Annotated in this window: 17 protein-coding genes; 8 read left to right on the top strand and 9 right to left on the bottom strand. The window is 53.5% G+C overall.

The window, feature by feature from the left end; genetic code table 11:
* The 4 genes from CX650_RS08325 to CX650_RS08310 are packed head-to-tail and all read right to left on the bottom strand — an operon-like array spanning position 1 to position 3131.
* Positions 1-1194, bottom strand: a complete 1194-nt coding sequence (locus tag CX650_RS08325; protein WP_101095548.1) for an ATP-binding protein — start codon at positions 1192-1194, stop codon at positions 1-3.
* A complete protein-coding gene (locus tag CX650_RS08320; RefSeq protein ID WP_101095547.1) occupies positions 1191-1901 on the bottom strand; it encodes a winged helix-turn-helix domain-containing protein in 711 nt (236 codons plus the stop codon). Before CX650_RS08320 ends, CX650_RS08325 begins: the two co-directional genes overlap by 4 nt.
* On the bottom strand, positions 1898-2272 hold the full coding sequence (locus tag CX650_RS08315; protein ID WP_037436155.1) for a DUF3019 domain-containing protein: 375 nt from the start codon (positions 2270-2272) through the stop codon (positions 1898-1900). Before CX650_RS08315 ends, CX650_RS08320 begins: the two co-directional genes overlap by 4 nt.
* A 7-nt stretch (positions 2273-2279) precedes the next feature.
* A complete protein-coding gene (locus CX650_RS08310) occupies positions 2280-3131 on the bottom strand; it encodes a MipA/OmpV family protein (protein WP_101095546.1) in 852 nt (283 codons plus the stop codon).
* Between the two features lie 617 nt (positions 3132-3748).
* On the opposite strand from CX650_RS08310, the gene chrA reads away from it, so the two are divergent.
* Together chrA and CX650_RS08300 are read left to right on the top strand one after the other, a co-directional pair.
* Complete coding sequence (chrA, locus tag CX650_RS08305) at positions 3749-4897, top strand: chromate efflux transporter (protein WP_071476547.1); 1149 nt, start codon at positions 3749-3751, stop codon at positions 4895-4897.
* Positions 4898-4999: 102 nt separating this feature from the next.
* Positions 5000-6658, top strand: coding sequence for a methyl-accepting chemotaxis protein (locus CX650_RS08300; protein WP_101095545.1), 1659 nt, complete (start codon positions 5000-5002; stop codon positions 6656-6658).
* Between the two features lie 86 nt (positions 6659-6744).
* Here the strand turns inward: CX650_RS08300 and fdhF are convergent, their stop codons facing one another.
* Complete coding sequence (gene fdhF, locus CX650_RS08295; protein ID WP_101095544.1) at positions 6745-10992, bottom strand: formate dehydrogenase subunit alpha; 4248 nt, start codon at positions 10990-10992, stop codon at positions 6745-6747.
* A 701-nt stretch (positions 10993-11693) separates the two neighbouring features.
* On the opposite strand from fdhF, the gene prfB reads away from it, so the two are divergent.
* Positions 11694-12792, top strand: a protein-coding gene (gene prfB, locus CX650_RS08285) for a peptide chain release factor 2 (RefSeq protein ID WP_162206727.1) whose coding sequence is annotated in 2 segments (ribosomal slippage) — positions 11694-11768 and positions 11770-12792 — 1098 coding nt in all. Because the reading frame shifts where the segments join, the coding sequence is not laid out codon by codon here.
* Between the two features lie 17 nt (positions 12793-12809).
* The gene (gene lysS / locus CX650_RS08280) at positions 12810-14312 is read left to right on the top strand and encodes a lysine--tRNA ligase (protein ID WP_028779438.1); all 1503 of its coding nucleotides are present in this window, start codon (positions 12810-12812) and stop codon (positions 14310-14312) included.
* A gap of 77 nt (positions 14313-14389) precedes the next feature.
* Here lysS and CX650_RS08275 read toward each other — a convergent pair whose 3' ends face one another.
* A complete protein-coding gene (locus CX650_RS08275; RefSeq protein ID WP_101095542.1) occupies positions 14390-15319 on the bottom strand; it encodes a GGDEF domain-containing protein in 930 nt (309 codons plus the stop codon).
* A gap of 136 nt (positions 15320-15455) precedes the next feature.
* Here CX650_RS08275 and CX650_RS08270 point away from each other — a divergent pair, with 136 nt between their 5' ends.
* Positions 15456-15995, top strand: a complete 540-nt coding sequence (locus CX650_RS08270) for a hypothetical protein (RefSeq protein ID WP_071476550.1) — start codon at positions 15456-15458, stop codon at positions 15993-15995.
* A 75-nt stretch (positions 15996-16070) separates the two neighbouring features.
* On the opposite strand, the gene CX650_RS08265 is transcribed toward CX650_RS08270, so the two are convergent.
* Positions 16071-16928: a DUF72 domain-containing protein gene (locus CX650_RS08265; RefSeq protein ID WP_101095595.1), complete on the bottom strand. Its 858-nt coding sequence runs from the start codon at positions 16926-16928 to the stop codon at positions 16071-16073.
* A gap of 318 nt (positions 16929-17246) precedes the next feature.
* Here CX650_RS08265 and CX650_RS08260 point away from each other — a divergent pair, with 318 nt between their 5' ends.
* Positions 17247-17684 carry a hypothetical protein gene (locus CX650_RS08260; protein ID WP_101095541.1) on the top strand — a complete coding sequence of 146 codons (438 nt, stop codon included), beginning with the start codon at positions 17247-17249 and terminating at the stop codon, positions 17682-17684.
* Positions 17685-17784: 100 nt separating this feature from the next.
* Here CX650_RS08260 and CX650_RS08255 read toward each other — a convergent pair whose 3' ends face one another.
* Positions 17785-18990, bottom strand: coding sequence for an aromatic amino acid transport family protein (locus tag CX650_RS08255; RefSeq protein WP_101095540.1), 1206 nt, complete (start codon positions 18988-18990; stop codon positions 17785-17787).
* A 367-nt stretch (positions 18991-19357) separates the two neighbouring features.
* The gene (locus tag CX650_RS08250; protein WP_039035027.1) at positions 19358-20248 is read right to left on the bottom strand and encodes a LysR family transcriptional regulator; all 891 of its coding nucleotides are present in this window, start codon (positions 20246-20248) and stop codon (positions 19358-19360) included.
* A gap of 99 nt (positions 20249-20347) precedes the next feature.
* On the opposite strand from CX650_RS08250, the gene CX650_RS08245 reads away from it, so the two are divergent.
* A complete protein-coding gene (locus CX650_RS08245) occupies positions 20348-20815 on the top strand; it encodes a CidA/LrgA family protein (protein WP_071476553.1) in 468 nt (155 codons plus the stop codon).
* Between the two features lie 4 nt (positions 20816-20819).
* Positions 20820-21509 carry an LrgB family protein gene (locus tag CX650_RS08240; protein ID WP_083399819.1) on the top strand — a complete coding sequence of 230 codons (690 nt, stop codon included), beginning with the start codon at positions 20820-20822 and terminating at the stop codon, positions 21507-21509.
* Positions 21510-21513: the final 4 nt, after the last annotated feature.

Genomic DNA, 21513 nt, shown 5'->3' with positions numbered 1-21513 from the left:
TTATTCTCTTGGCCAACACAGACTGATGGCGGCGCCGCCCAGAGTTTGCGAGTGGCTCAGCTCCAGCCTGCCGCCGTGCCAGATGGCAATCTTGCGCACTATATAAAGTCCCAGGCCAAAGCCGCTGCCATCACTCTGTTTGGCATCTCTGGCAAAGGCCGCCAGTAGTTTTTTGCCTTTATCTTCAAAGCCCGGGCCATCATCCTCGACTCTGAGGCAGTTATGGCTTTCGCTTTGCTCGAAACTCACCTGTATCTCTTTTTCGGCGAAACGCATGGCATTTTGGATCAGGTTCTGGCAGGCCACATTCATTGCCGTCTTATCGAATTGTGCCTGGCCCGGCACAGAGTGAAATCCTATCTGGAAGTCACGGCTATAGAGGCTGTATTTCTGCTCAAGCGCCTGAATAAAGTCAGCGATGGATTGAGGCGAATGGCATAGTTCTCCCTGTTTATGTTCCAGGCGGGCAAAAGAGAGATAGTTGGCTGCCAACTGTTCTATCTCATCTATGTCCTGGGCCAGGCGCGCTGCGTATTGAGGCTCCATCTGCTGCTTGCTCAGCTCAAGGGCAAAGCGCATCCGCGCGAGCGGAGTGCGTACTTCGTGGGAGATGGTATGGGATAACTCTTTATGCATTTGGACAAAACTCACTATCTGGTGGCTCATGCTATAAAGCGCCTGAGCCAGCGGAAAGATAGCCGAGCTTTTACGTATGGTCAGCGGTTGCAGCGAAGGCTGACGGCCAAAGCGAATGGCGCTCTGTTGCAGGGTATGGAGATCGCGAAACACAGGCCAGATAAGCAAGATGGCGACCAGGGCCAGGCTGGAATAGAAACCGAGCAAGATCAAACTGGTGACATCCTCCCTGTCTTGCTTCTCTGTTACCGGGCCAAATCTGAGTAGCTCAGTGCCTGAGACTTGCTTGTAGTAATAGAGCTCGCCGCTGGAGTGACGCAGCGCTAAAGTCTGCCCCTCATTGAGTAGCTGTCTCAGGCTAGTGGGCAGTGCCAGACTGCCGGCGGCAAGAGTTGAGAGATGCGCGCCCTGGCCCCGGGTCTGCAATAAGTCGTCCACCGAGATCAAATAGCTGGCCTCTTCGCTGCGGTATTGTTCTGTTAACTGGCCAAAGCTCCATAGCAGCAGGGAGCAGGACAGCAGCAGAAACCCAAACAGTCGGTAAAACTGAAACTTCATGCCTGAATCCTGATCATGGCTTGATTGGGCTGGTAGTTGAACAGATAGCCCTTGCCGTGCACTGTGGTGATCTGCAGGCCGCTTATCTCCAGCTCATCGAGGCGTTTGCGCAGCCTGCTGACCTTGAGATCTATGGCTCTGTCCAGGCCATCATAGGCGCGGCCGATAAACTGCTCGAACAGATACTCCCGTGACAATACCCGCCCGGCGTTGAGCACAAACACCCACAGGAGTTCAAACTCCTTGGTGGTAAAGGCCAATGCCGAGCCCGCCAGAAGCACCTGCTGCTGATTGGGATCAAGCTGCAGATCGTGCAGACACAAGGTTTTGCGTCCGGGCAGCTGTTGCCTGTTACGAAGTTGAGTACGTATTCGTGCCAGCAGCAAGGGGGGAACCACGGGCTTGAGCAGGTAATCACAGGCGCCCAGCTCCAACCCCAGGATCTGATCGCCTTCACTGTCGCGGGCGGTGAGGAAGATAAGCGGGCAGGGATAACAGGCCGCCAAACGGGGGTAGATACCAAAGCCATCTTCACCGGGAAGCATCACATCGCAGAGGATCAGGCTGAAACTGTCACTGTCCTGACGGGCAAGCGCGGCTTCGGCATTGTCCAGATGAACCAGCTCGAAGCCTTCATTGGCCAGATAAGTGCAAATAAGTTCCGCCAGCGGCAGATCATCCTCAATCAGGAGTATTTTTTCTTTCATAGCAGATCCCAACTCAGGCCCCGCCGTCTGCGACTGACGGGCTCGTAGATAGCCACTCTGAGCAAGCGGCTGGCAACTGTGCGGTTTTGCTGATCCCTGAGCTCGATAAGCGTATCCCTGACCAGGCTTAATTGCAGCTTGTAACTGAAGTCACGGCGTTGATGAAAACAGGTCAAAGGCGCTGCGCTGTTGGCCAGCCAAAGGCACAGAGAGCGAGGCTGTTGGCTGTGAAACTCGAGTTGCAGTTGCAGCTTGCATTCCGATTCCTGATTGGTCATGGCGCAGGTATCCGGCGCCAGCCAAAGCTCTTCTCCCAAGGCGCTTGCCCAGGGACTTATCAGCATGAGTAACCACAGTAGCCATCGATTCATAGAGCCCTCAAAACCGATAACTCAAACCGATGAAACCTGAGAGATAGCCATCCTTGTCTATCATGGGACTGTTGGTGATCCCCGAGTCAAGCCAGGTGTATTCGGTTACCATCACCAGGTTGATATCCTGCCACAGTGGCAGATTAACCAGCAGGCGGGCGTGATAATTGCTACTGGCCGAGGGGGTGTAACTCAGTCTCAGCGGTCCGCTTTCTTCCGGCGTAAGCTGATAGTAGTAACGCACCAGGGATTCACTCTTGCGAATCGCGCCTAGCTCAAATCCTAAAGCACCCCAGGAGTAGAGCAGGCTCTTTTTCAATCTGAGCTGCAGCTCATTGCCGTCATGTACCCCGGAAATGTCCTGAAACAAGCCCAGATTGATATCCGTGTAGGGCGTGACCCAAGTGACGGAAACTCCGCCCAGATAGGAGATGTGACGCTGGATTTCGTCAAGGATAGGTTCGCTGTTACCGTTGGGGCGTACGACCTGTCCCTTGTGGGGAGAGAAGCCTATGATGTCGCTTAAAAACAACTTGTTAAGCCCATCAAACTCGAAAAAGAATCCATCTTCATTGAGCTTGGTTTGCAGGTCGAATAGCAAGTTGTCCGACTCATGAAGGCTGTAGCCCAGTGTGAAGTTTTCCAGATAGAAGCGTTTTGAGTAGTAGCTCCAGGATGGCAGCAGGAAGGTTTCTATCGGCTTGGCATGCACTCTGGGATTGTCCAGCCGACCATATCCCAGGGCGAGGGCGAGTCTGAACTCATCCACAGGGACAGTTTCCGCCGCATTTTCTTCAGCTGCTGCAGTCAGGGGCAACTGAAGGCCAAGCATCAATATCGCGTACCACCAAAGCTTCATAGCTTACTTCTACTTCCTGCGAACTTTCATTGAATCTAAATAAACAATTGTTAAAAGTCTGTAAAAATTTAACCAAGTTACAAAATGCTACAAAAGTATTATGTTTTTGGTTCTTTTGTGGTGATTGTATTTGATGTTTTTGTGAATATCTATGCAATTAAAATTGACAGGTGTCAAAAGTGTTGGTAGTCAGCTCAATGCTGGTTGGTTTACTGTGGGTATTACTATTATTGGTCGTTGTTTTTGTTGTGGTTTATTTTTAGCCAAGTAGCTTTGGGCTTATGGCCATACTCGGTGTTAGCCGTCATTGAATAAATATTAAATGTTTTGCTTATGTTGCTGGGCCGCGCCTGGCGATGGCGTTAAGACAGCCAAGAGACTGTGGTTGATTCCGAACGGATATACTTGCCTGCGTGTGGGAAGGTCGAGATTCAGGGGGGGATTTACCGCTATTTTGTCATAAATACAGCTAGTTGAGAGGCTATGGCTGACTCTCAGTTGCCTGTTCATTTGTTTGTCTTGCCGTACGCCTAAAGACTAAGCCTATGAATATAAGATAAGTGTCACACTTATGTCATACAATGGAGCCAGATCAAACAAGTATAGAGCTAACACAGATGTGGCAGATTTTTGTTCGTTTCTTTTCTTTGGGACTGGTGAGTTTTGGTGGCCCAGCGGCGCATATAGGTTACTTTCGCAAGACTTTTGTCGAAGAGTTGGGCTGGCTTGATGATAAAGATTATGCGTCCTTGGTGGCTTTGAGTCAGTTTCTGCCCGGCCCTGGGTCCAGCCAGGTCGGCTTTGCCATAGGTTACCGCCGCGGAGCCCTTCCCGGGGCGGTACTGGCCTTTATCGGCTTTACTTTACCCTCGTTTCTATTGATGTTTCTGTTGGCTGTCAGCAGCTATCAATATCTCTCCAGCGATTTATTTCAGGGGGTTATTGCCGGGCTCAAGTTATTGGCTGTGGTGGTGGTCGCCGATGCTGCCTGGGGGATGTTCAAGCAATTTTGTCGCAACCGCACCACTCAGGTATTGGCCTTGTTGAGCACAGTGATCCTGCTTTTATGGCCGGGGAATTTGACTCAGTTGCTGTTGCTGTTTGTCGGTGCCATTAGTGGATTGTTCTGGCTCAATCGTGATGCACCAATGCCGGCCAAGCCGGGAAGCATGCAGCTAAACTGGAGTGCTTTATTGATATTTCTGTTTTTATTGCTGCTTACAGGTCCCTTACTTGCTCACCCTTTGGCTGAACTCTTTAAGCAGTTTTATCAGACCGGCGCTATGGTATTCGGCGGCGGCCATGTGGTACTGCCTTTGCTTGAGAGTCAGTTGGCAAACAGCATAGATCATGACAGGTTCCTTACAGGCTATGCCCTGGCGCAAGCTCTTCCCGGTCCCATGTTCAGTTTGGCTGCTTATCTTGGGGCTGAACTGTGGCCGCAAAATGCCCTTATTGGCGCCTTGGTGGCAACGCTGGGCATTTTTCTGCCCGGTTTCCTGTTGTTGCTGGCGGTGATCCGCGGCTGGCAGGGAATTGCCGAACGCCCGAAAATGGCGGCTATGGTGATGGGGATTAATGCCACAGTCGTAGGTTTGCTGGTGAGCGCTCTCTATCAGCCGGTATTTACCAGTGCCGTGACCCGTCCGGTTGATATCGCCATGGTGTTGACCGGCTTTATGCTGCTTAAACTGTGGCGGTTATCTTTGGTATTTTTGGTATTCGGCTTTGCGGCTATGGGTGCTGTTTTGACTCTCTTTATGTAAGCAAATGGTTTAACTTTGATCTCGGGCATTTATTTATCCGAACTTAAGGTAAACAAAGTTACTATAATTTGTAGAGATTTCATTTCCTGGGGGAAAACCTAAGTGTCCAGTTTAAGTTTACGAAATAAGTTACTCTTACTTGCTCTGTTACCATTGTTGACGGTTTCCATTGTTTTGATGCTGGCGTCCTGGACAGTAGAATCGGATGCGCTTGAAAGCGAAATTACCAACTTCAGAGAAAAGCTGCTTAACGAGCGTCGTCAGGAGTTGATGCATGTGACCGAAGTCGCCAAAGAGATTGTCAGCTTTCAGCGCAGTCAGGGTGGAGACTATAAGGCGGCCTTACGGGATGTTCGCTTTGGCAGCGCAGGTTATTTCTTTGTCTATGATGGTAAAGGTAAAAACCTGTTTCATGCCTTACTGCCTAATCTGGAAGGGACAGATCAGATAGGGATGACAGATCCCAAGGGAACCAAGATCATAGTGGGCTTGCTGAATGCAGCCCGCAATAGTGACGGTATCCTTACTTATTACTATCAAAAACCCGGCACCAACGAACTGGTGGAAAAAATAGGTTATGCCGCCATGGTTCCAGGCACCGACTGGATCATAGGTACCGGCGCTTATGTCGATGATATTGAGGCTTCTGTAGCCGAGTATCGGCAAACGGCATTGGCAGATATGGAAGAAAAGTTATGGTTGACGCTGATGATAGTCATAATCATCACCCTGATCACCGCTATGCTTATTCTGTTTGCTGCGCAGCGAACAGTGACTCCTATTCGCCACATGCTGGATAACCTCAACGATATCGCTCAGGGAGAAGGGGATTTAACCAAGCGTTTGCAGGTGCGCGGTGATGATGAGATTGCCCAGTTAGGGCAGGCATTCAACCGCTTTGTCGACAAGTTGCAACGTATCATTCGTGACGTGACTACCGCTACCCACGAGGTGCAGGATGCCTCTGGTTCTATTCATGCCCAGACTCAGGCGATAGCGGCGCAGTTGGCCAACCATAACAATGAAACAGATCAGGTGGTGACCGCTATTACCGAGATGTCTTCCACTGCCCAGGAAGTGGCGATGAACACCACCCAGGTGGCGGAGGCGACCCATGTGGCGAGCGATGAAGTGGCTAAGGCCCAGGAGTGTGTTGATACTTCGCTGACCGAAATCTCTACCCTGATGGCAGAGATTAACAGCGCCGCCGATCATATTCAGTCGCTCAACGAACAGTCGCAGAAAATTAACAGCGTGCTGTCTGTCATAGGTGGCATAGCCGAGCAGACCAATCTATTGGCACTCAATGCTGCCATTGAAGCAGCTCGTGCCGGTGAGCAAGGGCGCGGCTTTGCCGTGGTCGCCGATGAGGTACGCAGTCTTGCGAGCCGCACTCAGGCCAGCACATTGGAGATCAACGAGATGCTCAGTGAGTTACATCGTCTGGTAAGCCAGGCGGTGAGTGCCATGGAAGAGAGCCAGCAAAGCTGCCATCGCAGTGTCGAGTCTTCCAGACTGATTTCCGAAAGTCTGGGGGCGGTGACCAGCTCAGTTACTTCCATCAATGACATGAGTACCCAAATTGCCACAGCTGCCACAGAGCAGAGTTCGGTGACTGAGGAGATTAACCGTAATGTTTATGCGATTCAGGAGATAGTCGCCGAGCTGTTGCATTCCAGCGAAGAAGCGGCCAGAGTCAGCCAGACAGTGTCCCACAGTGGCGATAATCTGGGACAACTGGTGAATCAATTCAGGGTTTAATACCTATAGCCCTCTAATCTCAATAATTGGGAAAAGAAGAAAACAAAAACGGCGCTCTATATAGGCGCCGTTTTTACTGCTCAGTTTCAAGCTGCCGGAGGCGCCTCGGCGCGCTCAGCCTTGACGGCACATACCTTGAACTCGGGAATGTGAGCCACGGGATCCAGCGCATTGATGGTTAGCTTGTTGGCCGCGGCTTCCACGAAATGGAATGGCAGGAACAGCACCCCAGGCTGAGCCCGGCGGCTGACAAAGGCCTGAATGAATATCTCACCACGGCGGCTTTCCAGTTTGAGCCAGTCGCCCTTGCCGACGCCCAAACGCTCGGCATCCTCAACCGAGATCATCACTCTGGGGGAGCCGAGTTCGTCCAGTCCGGCGGTTTTACGGGTCATGGTGCCGGTGTGGAACTGCTCCAGCAGGCGTCCGGTCGACAGCATCAAGGGGTAATCACCGTCCGGCAGCTCAGCCGGTAAACGATAATTGACCGGCTGCAGTCGCCCTTTGCCGTGAGTAAAGCTGTTGCGGTGCAATACCCGGGTACCCGGATGTTGCTCATCTGGGCAGGGCCACTGCAGCCCGGCCGGGTTATCCGTGGTTCTGCGCCAACTGATCCCGGCGTAGCTGGGGGTCAGGGCGGTGACTTCCTGCCAAATTGCCTGTTCATCGCCATAGTGCCAGTCGGCGCCCATGGCATTGGCCAGCAGCTGTAGTATCTGCCAGTCCGGACGGGCACTACCTGGCGATTGCAAGGCGACTTCCAGTCGTTGAACCCGGCGCTCGGTATTGGTGAAGTGGCCGCGCTTTTCGGCAAAGGCCGCTGCCGGCAATACCACATCGGCCATTTCGGCAGTTTCGGTGAGAAAGATATCCTGCACCACCAAAAATGGCAGATTTTTCAGCGCCTTGAGAACATGGGCCTGGTCAGGGTCGCTCAGAACCGGGTTTTCACCCATGACAAACAGGCTCTGCAGCCTGCCATCCAAAATCGCCTGCATCATATGAGAGGCTGGAATACCTGTCTCAGGACTCAGCTTATCTGTGCCCCAGGCACGCGCCAGTTTCAGCCGCGCAGCATCGTTATCCAGACGTTGATAGCCGCTGAAATAGTTGGGCAGGGCACCCATATCACAGGCACCCTGGACATTGCTCTGGCCGCGCAAAGGGTTGATCCCGGCGCCGTCGAGTCCGAGGTTGCCCAGCAATAGCTGCAAGTTGGCAATGGCGGTGACATTGTCATGGCCTGTGGTGTGCTGAGTGATCCCCATGGCGTAGTAGAGAGCGGTCTTTTGGGCTGTGCCCAGCATTTTTGCCATGGCCGCTATTTCGCTGCTGCTGACACCTGTCACCCTGGCGGCTTGCTCCAGGCTGTAATCCGGGCGCAACAACTCTTCGCGCAAGGCCTCAAAGCCTGTGGTGCGGCTGCGGATATAGGCCTTGTCATGCCAGTCGTTGAGCAGTATCTGTTGCATGATGGCGTTGAGCAGCATCACATCTGTGCCGGGGCGATGACGCACAAACAGCTCGGCACTGTCGGCTATGCTGACTCGCTTGGGATCGGCGACCAGGAGTCTGGCCTTGCCGCGATTGACAACCGACTTGATCCTCGAGGCTATGATGGGGTGAGCGCAGTCGGTATCCGAGCCCAGGATAAAGATGAGATCTGAATCCTCTATGCCGGGAATATCATTGGTCATGGCGCCGCTGCCGAGGGCATCGTAGAGCCCGGTGACAGTGGAGGCGTGGCACAGGCGGGCGCAGTGATCTATGTTGTTGCTGCCGATAACGGCTCTGAACAGCTTTTGCAGCAGGAAGTTTTCTTCATTGGTGGCTTTGGCGGATGCCAGTGCACCGAATGAACTCGGGCCAAACTGTTCCAATTGATCTTGCCAGTGGGCGGCAATATAGCTGATGGCCGTTTGCCAGCTACAGGGTTCCAACTTGCCGTTACGGCGTATCAGTGGCTGGGTCAGGCGCTCTTCACTGTTGATAAAGTCGAAGCCGAAGCGGCCCTTGACGCAGAGCATGCCCTGGTTCACAGGTGAGCGCACATCACCTTCGGCCGCCAGGATACGATTCTGGCTAGTGTCTACCTTGAAGCGGATGCGACAACCCACGCCGCAATAGGTGCAGATGGTGCTGGTCACCTTGGTATCGGGTGCTTGTCCTTGGGTCTTGTGGCGGGCATCGACCAGAGCACCGGTCGGGCATACCTGCAGGCAGTTGCCGCACTGAACACAATCGCTGTCGGCCATGGAGACGCTGAAACCGGCTCTGGGGGCCCGGCGTTCGCTATTGCCTCCCGGTAGCGCCGAGAATTGGTCGGCCTCAAAGCTGATCGCCTTGTGGCCGCTGCGACTGTGGCAGATGTCAACACAGGCGCCGCAGCTGATGCAGCGATTGGCGTCGAAACGGATAAAAGGCGCACTCAAGTCCTGGGCAAAGTGTCTGGCCTGCAGCGCCGAGTCGCCACTGCTATCTTGCTCTAGCAAGCCCTGGCTGCTGACCTTGTATTCACTGGCGTAGTCTCGCAGGCGACAGTCCATATTGGCCTGACAGCCGCATTCGAGGCAGCGTTTGGCCTCGGCTTCGGCCATTTGCGGCTTCAGTCCCAGCTCCACTTCGGCAAAGTTACTCAGGCGCTCGGCTACCGGCAGTTCCGGCATCTTGACTCTGGCACTTTTCACCTGTGAGGGGAAAAGACCTTTGGGTAAATCCTGTTGGGACTTGAGCCCTATAGCCTTGCTGGCATTGAACGCCACCGGCGTCAGTGGGCAACTGAGCCCCTGATTGAACAGGGCATCTATGGCCTCGGCGGCGCGGCGACCATCGGCGACCGCTTCCACCGCAGTGGCGGGTCCGCGGCGTACATCACCGATAACAAACAGTTTTTCCAGCCCTGTACTCAGTGTGATGTCGCAGCCGTTGATCGTATTCCAGCGGCTGAGCGCCGGAGCGCCTTGCAGCAGACGGTTTTCGGCCTGTTGCAGAAAGGCCAGATCCGGTGATTGGGACACGGCGGCGATCAGGGTATCAAACTCGCAGTCGAAGGTTTCGCCGCTGGGCTGAGGTCGGCGGCGGCCGGAGGCATCCGGTTCGCCTAAAGACATTTTTTCAAGCGTGACTCGTGCAAGACGGCCGTCACTGCCGGCATGGTTGGCCACAGGATTGGTCAGTAGTAGGAAGTGGATCCCTTCCTGCTCAGCTTCATGAATTTCAAAGGCTTCGGCCGGCATCTCCTCTTTGGTACGCCGGTAGATCAGGGTCACTTCGGCGCCGAGGCGTCTGGCGCTGCGGGCACAATCTATGGCGGTATTGCCGCCGCCGACAACGGCTACCTTTTTACCTGTGACCAGCTGGTGGTCCATTGCCAGATCTTTAAGGTAGTCGACCCCGAGATAGCAGCCGGGCAGGTCACTGCCAGGATAGTCGAGTGGCACAGCCTTTTGCGCGCCCATCGCCAGACAGAGGGCATGATACTCCTCGGCCAGTTTCGGCAGCAGGATATGCTCGCCTATGACTGTGTTGGTGTGAATGCGAATGCCGCTGCGCTCCAGCAGAGCTATCTCTTTATCGAGTATTGCCTTGGGCAGGCGATACTCTGGAATGCCGTATCTTAGCCAGCCACCGGCCTTGGGGGCGGCCTCAAAGATGTCTACTTCATGGCCCTGATTGGCGAGGAAAAACCCGGCGCTGAGCCCGGCGGGACCGGCGCCGATTATGGCGACCTTCTTGCCGCTGGGGTCGGCCTTGGGCGGCTGATAGGGTTCGGCATCGGCCAAATCCAGATCGGCGGCGTGGCGTTTTAGCTGACGTATTGCCAGTGGCTCATCGATTAGGGCGCGGCGACAGGCGCTTTCACAAAATGCCGGGCAGACCCGGCCGATAGACAGCGGCAGAGGCAGCGTCTGCTTGAGGATCCGCACCGCTTCTGTGTGGTTGCCCTGACCTATATGATATAGGTAAGACTGCACATCAACGCCTGCCGGGCAGGCTTGCTGGCAGGGGGCTTCGCAATCGGCGAAGTGATCTTTCAGGATCTGTTTCAGCACTTGCTGCCGATGACTGTGCACTGTCTGGGTATGATTCTTGAGCTGCATTCCGGCGATTGCCGGAGTCGAGCAGGCCAGCAGCGGTCTGTCACCGTCGACCATTACCTGGTCAACTCGGGTCAGTTGGCACAGGTGTTGATCGGCGCCTTCTGTGGTAGCCGCGTGTGCGTCTGTATGGTGACACAGACAAGGAATGTCGATGCCGGCCCGCCGGGCCGCCTGCAACAGGGTCTCGCCCTCAAAGGCGCTGACGGCCTGGCCGTCGATATAGATCTCAAACATGGGCAGCCTTGTTATTTGCTCACCTCGATGGCGGTGAAGTAGGGACTAATTAAGCTGATAACCATGCAGTATATCGATCGAGTGAGTTGCTTCATTGAGCTGGAACAGGCTTTTGCCGGGGAATTCACAAAGCTTGGCGAGTCTGTGCACTTGTCTGAAAAATGGATTTTACTCAGTGTGATCTGGCTCGGCAGGAGATCTTGCTGACAGATATCTGCGCACTAAACTGAGGTGAAGTTGTCGCTTGGGATTTCAATGCGTCAGTCGGGAAAAGCACGCTGGAGTATGTTGCTATTTGGTTGAGGTATGAAGAATACCGGTAGCAGATTCGAGATGATTTGCTCTTGAAAAGGGTACGCATCATTGGCTCGAAGGCCTAGTTTTTGCTGAAAAATCATTGACTCCCTGACAATGGAAATTTCAAATAGATGGCTGCAGGTATCGTTTGTCATTGAAGGCTGCTGCTTGGCATGATCACCTGATTCATTTGTTGATTAAGTTGGCATATTTGATTTTTTGTCACAGTTTTTTCACCGCGGAATTCGCTAGAGTGTGTCAGATGTTTTACCGGAACCGGCTCTGAATGCAGTACCGGCGAAAAAAAATCAAGCTTCTGCCTGCAGTGGCATAGGTTTCAGCGGCTGCTTGGGTTAAAATCCCTCGTTTGCTACGTCCTTAACACCAAAGAAAGTTGAAATCGCATGTTTGAAGTCAATCCGGTAAAAAACAAAATCAAGGAGCTTGCCGACCGCACAATGCTCCTTAGGGGGTATCTTTGACTATGACGCCAAGAAAGAGCGTCTGGAAGAAGTAAGCCGCGAGCTGGAAAGCTCCGAAGTATGGAATGAGCCAGAGCGCGCTCAGGCCCTGGGTAAAGAGCGCTCGGCGCTGGAAGTTGTGGTTAAGACCATAGACGATATGGATGCGGGCCTCGAAGATGTCGAAGGACTGCTGGAGCTGGCCATTGAAGAGGAAGATGAAGAAACCTTCAATGATGCCAACAGTGAACTGGGCGATCTGGAAAAGCGCCTGGAAGAGCTGGAATTCCGCCGTATGTTCTCGGGTCCACAGGACGCTTCCGACTGCTATCTGGATATTCAGTCCGGCTCCGGCGGCACCGAAGCGCAGGACTGGGCCAATATGGTGCTGCGCATGTATTTGCGCTGGGGTGAAGAACATGACTTTAACCCTGAACTTATCGAAGTCTCAGACGGCGATGTGGCCGGTATCAAGAGTGCCACCATCAAGTTCAGTGGTGAATACGCCTATGGCTGGCTGAGAACCGAAACCGGCGTGCATCGCCTGGTGCGTAAGTCGCCCTTCGACTCGGGTGGTCGCCGCCATACCTCATTCTGTTCTGTGTTTGTTTACCCTGAGATTGATGATTCCATCGACATCGATATCAATCCGGCCGATCTGCGTATCGACGTGTACCGCGCTTCGGGTGCCGGTGGTCAGCACGTTAACAGAACCGAATCTGCGGTGCGTATTACCCACCTTCCGACCAATACCGTGGTGCAGTGCCAGAACGACCGTTCACAGCACAAGAACAAAGACACAGCAATGAAACAGTTGAAAGCCAAGCTGTTTGAGTTGGAAATGCAAAAGCAAAACGCCGAGAAGCAGGCGGCGGAAGATGCCAAGTCGGACATCGGCTGGGGCAGTCAGATCCGCTCCTACGTGCTGGATGATTCCCGCATCAAGGATCTGCGCACCGGGGTGGAAACCCGTAATACCCAGGCCGTGTTGGACGGTGATCTGGACAGATTTATTGAAGCCAGCCTGAAGTCCGGGCTGTAACAGAGAAGAAGCGGAAAATGACTGAACAAGTATTGGATGAGAACAAGCTGATCGCGGAACGTCGCGCCAAGCTGGAACATGTACGCCAGGGCTGCCCGGCCAATGGTCACCCTAACACTTTCCGTCGCAGCCACAAGGCTGCCGAGCTGCAGGCGCAGTTCGCCGATAAGAGCAAAGAAGAGCTCGAGTCTCTGGGCTTCAAGACCGCCATTGCCGGTCGGATCATGGCCAAGCGTGGCCCCTTCCTGGTTCTGCAGGACGTATCCGGCCGCATTCAGGCCTATGCCGGCAAAGAAGTACAGGCTGATCTGAAAGAACGCTATCAGGGCCTGGATATCGGCGACATAGTTGGCGTTAAAGGCACTCTGCACCTGTCCGGTAAGGGCGACCTGTACGTTAATATGGAAGAGTATCAGCTGCTGACCAAGGCGCTGCGCCCGCTGCCTGAGAAGTTCCACGGTTTGACCGATCAGGAAACCCGTTACCGTCAGCGTTATGTTGACTTGATCGTCAACCAGGATTCCCGTGATGCCTTCGTCATGCGCTCCAAAGTGGTTTCAGCCATACGTAACTTCATGGTGAAAAAAGAGTTTATGGAAGTGGAAACCCCTATGATGCATGTCATCCCGGGTGGTGCTTCCGCGCGTCCATTTATCACTCACCACAATGCGCTGGATATCGACATGTATCTGCGTATTGCGCCTGAGCTGTACCTCAAGCGTCTGGTTGTCGGTGGTTTTGAGCGAGTGTTCGAAATCAACCGTAACTTCCGTAACGAAGGTCTGTCGCCACGCCATAACCCAGAATTCACCATGATGGAATTCTATATGGCCTACGCAGATTACCGCGATCTGATGGATCTCACCGAAGAGATGCTGTCTTCCATCGCTCAGGATCTGCTGGGTGACACCAAGCTGCCTTACGGCGAGCACAGCATAGATTTCGGCGGCCCTTATGCCCGCATGAGCATGCTGGAAGCGATTCAGCACTACAACCCAGACAACGCAACGATTCAGGCCATGACCTATGAAGAGGTCAAGGATCTTGAGTTTATGCGTAAGCTGGCTAAAGACGTAGGGCTGGAAATCGAATCTTTCTGGACCTGTGGTCAACTGCTGGAAGAGATCTTCGGTGAAACCGCCGAGCCTAAACTGATGCAGCCTACCTTCATCACCGGCTACCCAGCGGACATCTCGCCACTGGCCCGTCGCAACGATGACAACGACTTCATCACCGACCGCTTCGAGTTCTTTATCGGTGGTCGTGAAGTGGCCAACGGCTTCAGCGAGCTCAACGACGCCGAAGATCAGGACAACCGCTTCAAGGCTCAGGTTGAAGCCAAGGATGCCGGTGACGACGAAGCCATGTTCTATGATGCCGACTATATTACGGCGCTTGAGCACGGCCTGCCACCGACAGCCGGTCAGGGCATAGGTATCGACCGTCTGGTGATGTTGTTTACCAACACTCACACCATTCGTGACGTGATCCTGTTCCCGGCCATGCGCCCACAGGCCTAAGTTCAGTCGCTCGAATTAGACGAGTCTATGTAATGAAGAAGTCGGCCAAGTGCCGGCTTTTTGTTTGCCCGTGTTTTTTAGGGCGATTCAGTGCACTCTGGCCCCTTGGCCAGCACAATCCGGTTGCGGCCCTGTGCTTTGGCTTGGTAGAGGGCTGCATCGGCCCTGGATATTAGCGCATCTATATTGGTATCACTGCACTGAAACTCGCTGAGGCCACCGCTGATACTGGCGCATTCAGCGGCAATACCCAAGGCTCTGAGGCGCCGGGCACACTCGCTTCGTAGGCGCTCGGCTATGGGCAATGCCTGCTCGGCAGCAGTGTGGGGCATAAGAATGACAAATTCATCGCCACCGTAACGGGAGGCGATATCCTGAGTTCTGAGGCTGGCCAGGCAGATATCCGCTAGGGTGGTTATCGCCTTATCCCCCATCAGATGACCCGAGCTATCGTTAAGCTTCTTGAGGTTATCGAGATCGAAGATCAATATGCTGGTCGGGGTCTGATAACGTTGGAATCGAGCCAAATTTTCGGTCAGCAGTTGCAGTAATTTACGGCGATTGTAGAGTTGAGTGAGCGGATCGCGCTCGCACCTTTCCCTGAGCTCCAGCTCCAAATAATGGCGGCGGGTAATGTTGCTGGCGACCCAAATTACGGCATCTTCACCATCGACTTGAAAGTCCAATGCTTGGATCCGACCTTCAAACCAGATGGATTCAGTGGGGCCTTGCTCTGTGAGCCCCATAACATCGTTGCCGCTCAGGCTGTATTCCACCACCCTGAGGCGGCGGCTCAGCAAGGCTTGCGCTATTTGGCTCAGAAACCACTCGCACTTGGGGGGTTGGATGACTTGGGAGATGTATTGTCCTATCAAGGCCGTGCCGTCGTGATAGTAGCGACTGTCGGCACCTCCCAATACTGCGGCATAGCGGCCACTGCGGGTCAGAATAAATACCGGATCCGGTAAAGCGGCGAAGATAGATAAGGTCTGGGACAGAGAAAACATCTTGTCTCCTCCTGGTTTTTTGATTTTATCTTAGTCCAATATATTGAATTTACGGGGCAAAATCGATTTTTTCTGCAGAAACTATACTGAAGATCTCGGTGTTGTTGTATCCGAGTTCAACCTGGAGGCTGGTTTGATGAAAACTTCAGCTTTAATGTTAACCTTGACTCTTTCTTCCTTCGCCGGTGTTGCCCATGCTGCACTTACGGAAGCGCAACAGATGATGTTGGATGACGCCCTGAGCGCTGCGCCGCCCACCATACGCGCCAGTGTTACTGTTGTCGATTGGGATAAAAACGTGTTGCAACAGGGAGATGGCAGCTACACCTGCTTTCCTACTCCGCCGCAGCTCAAGGGAACGGCTCCTATGTGTATGGACGGCCCTTGGATGGAATGGGCTAATGCCTGGATGGAGAAAAAACCTTTTCAGGCCAATGCAATAGGTATTTCCTACATGTTGGCCGGTGATGGAGGGGCCAGCAATATTGACCCGTATGCGGAAATGGAAACCGCTGATAATCAATGGATTGTCGAAGGACCACACCTGATGATTCTGGTGCCGGATCCCGCCATGCTTGACAGTTTGCCGACAGACCCGGCGCAAGGTGGTCCCTATGTGATGTGGAAGGGCACCCCTTATGCCCACATAATGATCCCGGTCGGAGCCAGAAAATAAAAGTTGATAGTACCAAATGCCGTTCACTTTAATTAAACGGCATTTTTTATGTTTATGGGATCAGAAACTTGCTTGTCAGAGTTCCAGGCCCAGTTGTTTGCTGTGATTTCTTGCATCTTGGGGCTGTTGCAACACAGCTAGAGGTTGGCCGTGTTTGGCTTGCCAACGGTCACTGAGCAGACGCTGTAGACTTATGGCCAGCTCAGGTGCCTGGGCATTATCCGGGGTGTGGATGAACAGATAGGGTTGGCGCCCCTCCTCCAGCCATTGGCATAGCTTGTCCAGCCAAGGCTTGAAGAAACCTTGATTGACCTCGAGCTCCGGGTGGCCGATAAAGCGAACTGTGGGATAGCGGCCGGTGGCTATGGCATGTACCGGCACTCTGGGTTTCTTTTCATGGGCGTCGATGACGGCGGCACTGTTTGGCGGCGCGGCAAATACCGGCCGGGTGTCCATTATGATGCGGTTGACCGAGCGCTGCAGCAGCAAGCGGTTGAGTTGACGCTCGGTTTCTCCCTTGGCAAAGAAGGCCGGGTGGCGCACCTCGACCCCGAGAGGCAACTCGGATGGCAGTTTGCCAAGAAAGGTGTTCAGCGTCCCCAAGGCGTCAGGGCCAAAATAGCCGGGCAACTGAATCTTCCAAAGGCCTGTCTTGGCAAACAGTGGCGACATCACCTGCAGGAACTGCTTGAGTTCATCGTCACAGTGCCTCAGTTGCAACTTGTGAGTGATCTCCTGCGGCAGTTTAAAGGTAAAGCGAAAGTCCTCACCCACGGCATCGCGCCAGTTACTGACATTGTTTGCCGATGGGGTGGCATAAAAGCTGGTGTTGCCCTCCACCGTATTGAAAACCTCGGCGTAGTGCGCCAGACGCTCGGCTTGAGGCGTCCCCTTTCCATAAAGGCTTCGCTGCCACTGGTTATGGGACCACATGGCCAGTCCCAATCTCAGCTCTGGTATCTGTTGCTGGCCGCTCACCACGGGCTCCGTCAAATGGGTCTCCGGTGCTATTGTGTCTGCGGTCCCTGGCAGGGTCAAGAGTACCGCTGGCACTATGACTGCTACAAAATGCACAGAATTTCAGCAGAGTTTGAGTTAATAATATATTGAGTTTGCAGTGCTTATTTATGCTTACATATAATGAATCGATGCATTGTAACCTCAGTGCTCACTGACATAAGGACAGGATGTCATTAAATTGGTTCTATACCGACCCGCATTAGCCTATTCCATTCGAATTAAGGATGATTTATGCCCGATACCCAGAGTGCCTCAGCGCAGGATGAGCCGTCGTTCCTGACTGTGACCCTTGCTGACTTACCCGCCGATATTCAATTGAGATTGCCGACAGATAATGCGCCGAGCGCAATAGCCAGGTTGGCCTTGGGGGTATTACTGCTGAGCGCCTCCATTCTCTGGTGGCTGCTGGATGACGCCAGTGCGCTGCAAATAGGCAATCTCATGGTGGCCAATCTGCTGGCGCTGGTTGGAGTTTTGCTGGGCAGTGCCAGTTTTATCAGTGGCAGAAGCGCAATGCAGCAAAGGCAGCAGTGGCGCCAACAGGCCCTGGAACAGCAGTTGGATCAACGAGTCGTTATCAGTGAACAAGAGATCCCCGAAGGGTTTGACCTGGTTTTTTCCCAGCTGTCAGCCAGTCGCTTTAGAGTGTCGTTGGAACCAATCAACTGAATGTTGAACCAAGAAAAAACGCAGCCTGAGAGCTGCGTTTTGTGGTTAAAGGTTGGCCCTGGGCGCTGTGCTGGAGCTTCTCCAGTTTATTGCCCCTTGGTTAGCCTATCTTGGTCAGTATCCCGGCCATTTGCAGCAGTTGGCTGAGAATAATCACCACCCCGCACAGCGCTGCCAGCATGAGTGCGGGTTTACCACCAGCGACCCGGTAGCTGCCTGCCGGCATAGGCTGGAGCCGCTGTTTCCAGACCATGGCAACGGGCAGGAACACCGCCAATATCACCAAGGCTATCGCCGCATAACCCAGGGCGGCCATAAAGCCCTGAGGGTAGAAGAGGGCAAACCCCAGGGGTGGCAAAAAGGTGATGGCTGCTGTTTGCAGCCTATGGCCGGTACTGTCGTTGCGGCGCAAAATATCACCCATAAAATCAAATAGTCCCAGGCTGACTCCTAAAAAAGAGGTGGCCAGTGCCAAGTCGGCAAATATGGATACTGTCTGACCTATCATGGGGTTATGCAGCAGTTGTCCTAGGCTGTTGATGAATTTGGGCAGTTCTTTGGAAGCCATCAATTCGCTTTGGCTCAAAGCCCCCTGACTGGCCAATTGCCAAAGTAGGTAAACCAGCAGCGGCATAGCTGAGCCGACAATCATGATTTTCTTCAGCGCCTTGAGATCCAGTCCCACATAGCGCACCACAGAGGGGATAGAGCCGTGAAACCCGAAAGAGGTGAAAATTACCGGTAGGGCCGAGATGACCAGGCCTTGCTGCAACGGTAGCTCCAGCAAGTATCCCCCTTGGGCGTGGGGCAACAGCAGCGCCAACATGATGACCAGGGCGACTATTTTGAGGGTGAATAGCACCCGGTTGATCATATCGACTGAATGGGTTCCTATGGCGACCACCAGGGCGATCAGCAGGGCAAAACCTATGGCGCCTACCTGTGGCGGCAGCGTCAGGTCGGCATAACGAACCAGCTTATCGTTGAGCTGGGCACCACCACCGGCGATGTAGGCGGCGCACAGGGCATACAATAGAAACATCATTGCCAGGCTGGCCAGTAACTGCCCCTTACGGCCGAGCAGCTTGTGCGCCAAAGTGTGCAAAGTGGCATGAGCGGGGGCATGTTGATGCACTTCCAGCATCAACAGTGCTGTGTAACTCATCAATCCCCAAAGCAATAGCATCAGTATCGAGGCGACCCCGAAACCCAGGCCGGCAGAGGCCAGCGGCAGCGCCAGCATCCCGGCACCAATTGTGGTGCCTGCTATGATCAGCATGCTACCAAAGGTTTTGTTGTTATTCATTTTATTACATTCTCAACAAGCATTTTCGTAATAGGGACCCAGGCTTTGGATTTGTGGGTACCCAAGAGAACCGGAAAGCCGGTAACGAAACCTGACAGCAAAGCCACAGTGGCTCACAGGAGAGGGAGGTTCAGGTCATTATCCCCGCCCAAGCCACTGTGGCTTGGGATAGAGATAAAGCTTGTGTATTGGCCGCATTGCGAATCTCGGGTTGTGTTTATAAACCCAGGCCAAGCGGGCCCGGAAAAGTGTGATTCACCTTAGCGGCGCGAAAAGAGGGTGTCAATGAGTTTGTACTGCTGTAACGGTACGCTGTGACTTGGTTGGCGAAAATTCACTCGGCTGCAGCACTTGAAGCATAAGGGTTTCACTTCAGCGCCAGTTGTTGTCTGACCAGCTCGACCATTGCTTGGGCGGCAAAAGAGAGTGGTTGCCCCCGGCGCCAGAATAGCGATAGCTCCCAGAGCAGATCGGATGCGGCCAGAGGTATGCTGATCACCCCGGCCACCGCATGGCGCTCGGCAATAAAGCTTGGCAGTATCATGGCTCCTGTGCCTGCTGCCACCAGGGCGATACCAAAGTCGGGATGACTGACCCGAGTCACATCTTTGGGGCTGAAGCCGGCTCTCTGGCAGGCATTGATTACCAGCTCATGCAGGGCGTATTCGGGTTCGAACAGTATCTGTGGGATCTCCGCCAACGCCTTGAGGGTCAGCTCTTGACTACCTGCCAGAGGATGTTGTCTTGGCAATACCACCACCATGGGATCGCGGCGGATCCTGATACCATCAAACTCATCCTCAAAGGAGATGATCCCGGTTGCCAGCTCGATTTCCCCTTTCTTGAGGGCCGCGGTTTGCTCTACGCCGCCGCGAACCAATAGATGCATCTGCACCTTGGGATAACGATTACGAAAGCGGGCGATGACAGGAGCAAAGAGTTCGGCACTGCCGAGAGGGGCCAGCCCCAGATGCAGTTCACCCGAGTTGAGACTGCGCTGCGCCGCCAACTCTCTGAGCATGTTGCGGCGTACATTCAATAGTTCCTGGCCGTGACGGTAGACGACCTCTCCGGCTGCTGTAGGACGTAACTGGCTGCCACGCTTGCCTCTTTCCAAGAGTACAAGATCCAGTTCCTGCTCCAACTGGCGAATGGACTTGGACAGCGCAGGTTGGGTCAGGTGGATCTTTTCCGCTGCCTTGGCAAATCCGCCGGCATCCACTATTTCGATAAAGTAGCGAACAACTTTCAGATCCAATTGAATAACCTTATGGAATGCAAACTATGCTTAATATTCATTTTTTTTATTTATATTGCAAGCCTAGAATAAACACCAGTTAAGTTATTCGGTAAAGATATGCACTCCCTCTGCAAACGCCTTGCTTCCCCTCAAAAAGTGGCGAAAGTCATTTGGCTCCAAGGCAAATACATCAGCGCGACCTTGTTGCAAATTGCAGCTATCTGTTTGCTGGCATGGGCTACTCATGCCTTGGCCGCCACATTGCACTCACCCATTCCCGGCAGTGTGCTTGGGATGCTGGTAGTGTTGTTGGCGCTGGGGCTCAAGCTTATCCCGGAAAAGGCGTTGCAACTGGGGGCTGCCTGGTTGATTGGCGATCTCTTGCTGTTTTTTATCCCGCCGGTGATTTCAGTACTCAAGTATGAAACCTTACTCGAGGAGTATGGTTTCAATATTATGCTGACCCTGGTGCTCGGCAGCGCTTCAGTATTGCTGGGAACCGGCTTTGTGGTGGACAGGGTATTTCGTTTCGAGCGGCGCCTTAATTTGAAACGCCAACTGGCCAAACATGGAGTGCAAGGGTAACGCTATGTCTCACAGCTTACTTGCTCTTTTGAGTCTGCTGATCACCCTTATCTGTTATTACGGCGCCAAGGCTTTATACCGCAGGCATCGTAGCTGGTGGTTGGCTCCGATATTTTTGGCGCCTTTGGCCGTGCTGGCTGTGGTGTTGCTGTTGGCGATTCCGCTGCCGACCTATTTTGAGTACACCCATTGGCTGATGGCATTGTTGGCCCCAGCGACCATAGCTTTTGCAGTGCCTATTTACCGCGAGCGCAAGTTGATCCGCCGTTATCCGATCACTATTAGCCTTGGGGTTATGGCCGGGCTCATGTTGGGTTTGGTGTCATCCTGGCTATTGGTCAAATTGGTGCCTCTGCCGAGCGAACTGAGTCACAGCGTACTGGTGCGCTCTGTGTCGACGCCCTTTGCCATGGAGGCCACTGGTGCCTTCGGTGGCGTGCCGGAATTAACCGCTATGTTGGTGTTGCTCACCGGCGTGATAGGTATGCTGGTGTGTGAGCCGTTGTTCAAGTTGGCGCGGATCAAGACCTCTCTTGGTAAAGGAGTGGCACTCGGCGCTTCTGCCCATGGTGCCGGCGCCGCCAAAGCCAGCGAATTCGGTCAGCAGGAAGGCGTGATTGCCAGTCTGACGATGATCTTTACCGGTATCGCCATGGTGCTCGGCGCGCCTTTATTTGCGTTGATTTTTGTTTGATTTA

The sequence above is a fragment of the Shewanella indica genome, assembly GCF_002836975.1.
Classification (GTDB): domain Bacteria; phylum Pseudomonadota; class Gammaproteobacteria; order Enterobacterales; family Shewanellaceae; genus Shewanella; species Shewanella indica.
This window is presented reverse-complemented; position numbering and strand designations above follow the sequence as displayed.

Excerpts from the sequence above, each read along its gene's own strand:
- CX650_RS08325 (WP_101095548.1), bottom strand. The coding sequence starts at position 1,194 with ATGAAGTTTCAGTTTTACCGACTGTTTGGGTTTCTGCTGCTGTCCTGC.
- CX650_RS08320 (WP_101095547.1), bottom strand. The coding sequence starts at position 1,901 with ATGAAAGAAAAAATACTCCTGATTGAGGATGATCTGCCGCTGGCGGAA.
- CX650_RS08315 (WP_037436155.1), bottom strand. The coding sequence starts at position 2,272 with ATGAATCGATGGCTACTGTGGTTACTCATGCTGATAAGTCCCTGGGCA.
- CX650_RS08310 (WP_101095546.1), bottom strand. The coding sequence starts at position 3,131 with ATGAAGCTTTGGTGGTACGCGATATTGATGCTTGGCCTTCAGTTGCCC.
- chrA (WP_071476547.1), top strand. The coding sequence starts at position 3,749 with ATGTGGCAGATTTTTGTTCGTTTCTTTTCTTTGGGACTGGTGAGTTTT.
- fdhF (WP_101095544.1), bottom strand. The coding sequence starts at position 10,992 with ATGTTTGAGATCTATATCGACGGCCAGGCCGTCAGCGCCTTTGAGGGC.
- lysS (WP_028779438.1), top strand. The coding sequence starts at position 12,810 with ATGACTGAACAAGTATTGGATGAGAACAAGCTGATCGCGGAACGTCGC.
- CX650_RS08275 (WP_101095542.1), bottom strand. The coding sequence starts at position 15,319 with ATGTTTTCTCTGTCCCAGACCTTATCTATCTTCGCCGCTTTACCGGAT.
- CX650_RS08270 (WP_071476550.1), top strand. The coding sequence starts at position 15,456 with ATGAAAACTTCAGCTTTAATGTTAACCTTGACTCTTTCTTCCTTCGCC.
- CX650_RS08265 (WP_101095595.1), bottom strand. The coding sequence starts at position 16,928 with ATGTGGTCCCATAACCAGTGGCAGCGAAGCCTTTATGGAAAGGGGACG.
- CX650_RS08260 (WP_101095541.1), top strand. The coding sequence starts at position 17,247 with ATGCCCGATACCCAGAGTGCCTCAGCGCAGGATGAGCCGTCGTTCCTG.
- CX650_RS08255 (WP_101095540.1), bottom strand. The coding sequence starts at position 18,990 with ATGAATAACAACAAAACCTTTGGTAGCATGCTGATCATAGCAGGCACC.
- CX650_RS08245 (WP_071476553.1), top strand. The coding sequence starts at position 20,348 with ATGCACTCCCTCTGCAAACGCCTTGCTTCCCCTCAAAAAGTGGCGAAA.
- CX650_RS08240 (WP_083399819.1), top strand. The coding sequence starts at position 20,820 with ATGTCTCACAGCTTACTTGCTCTTTTGAGTCTGCTGATCACCCTTATC.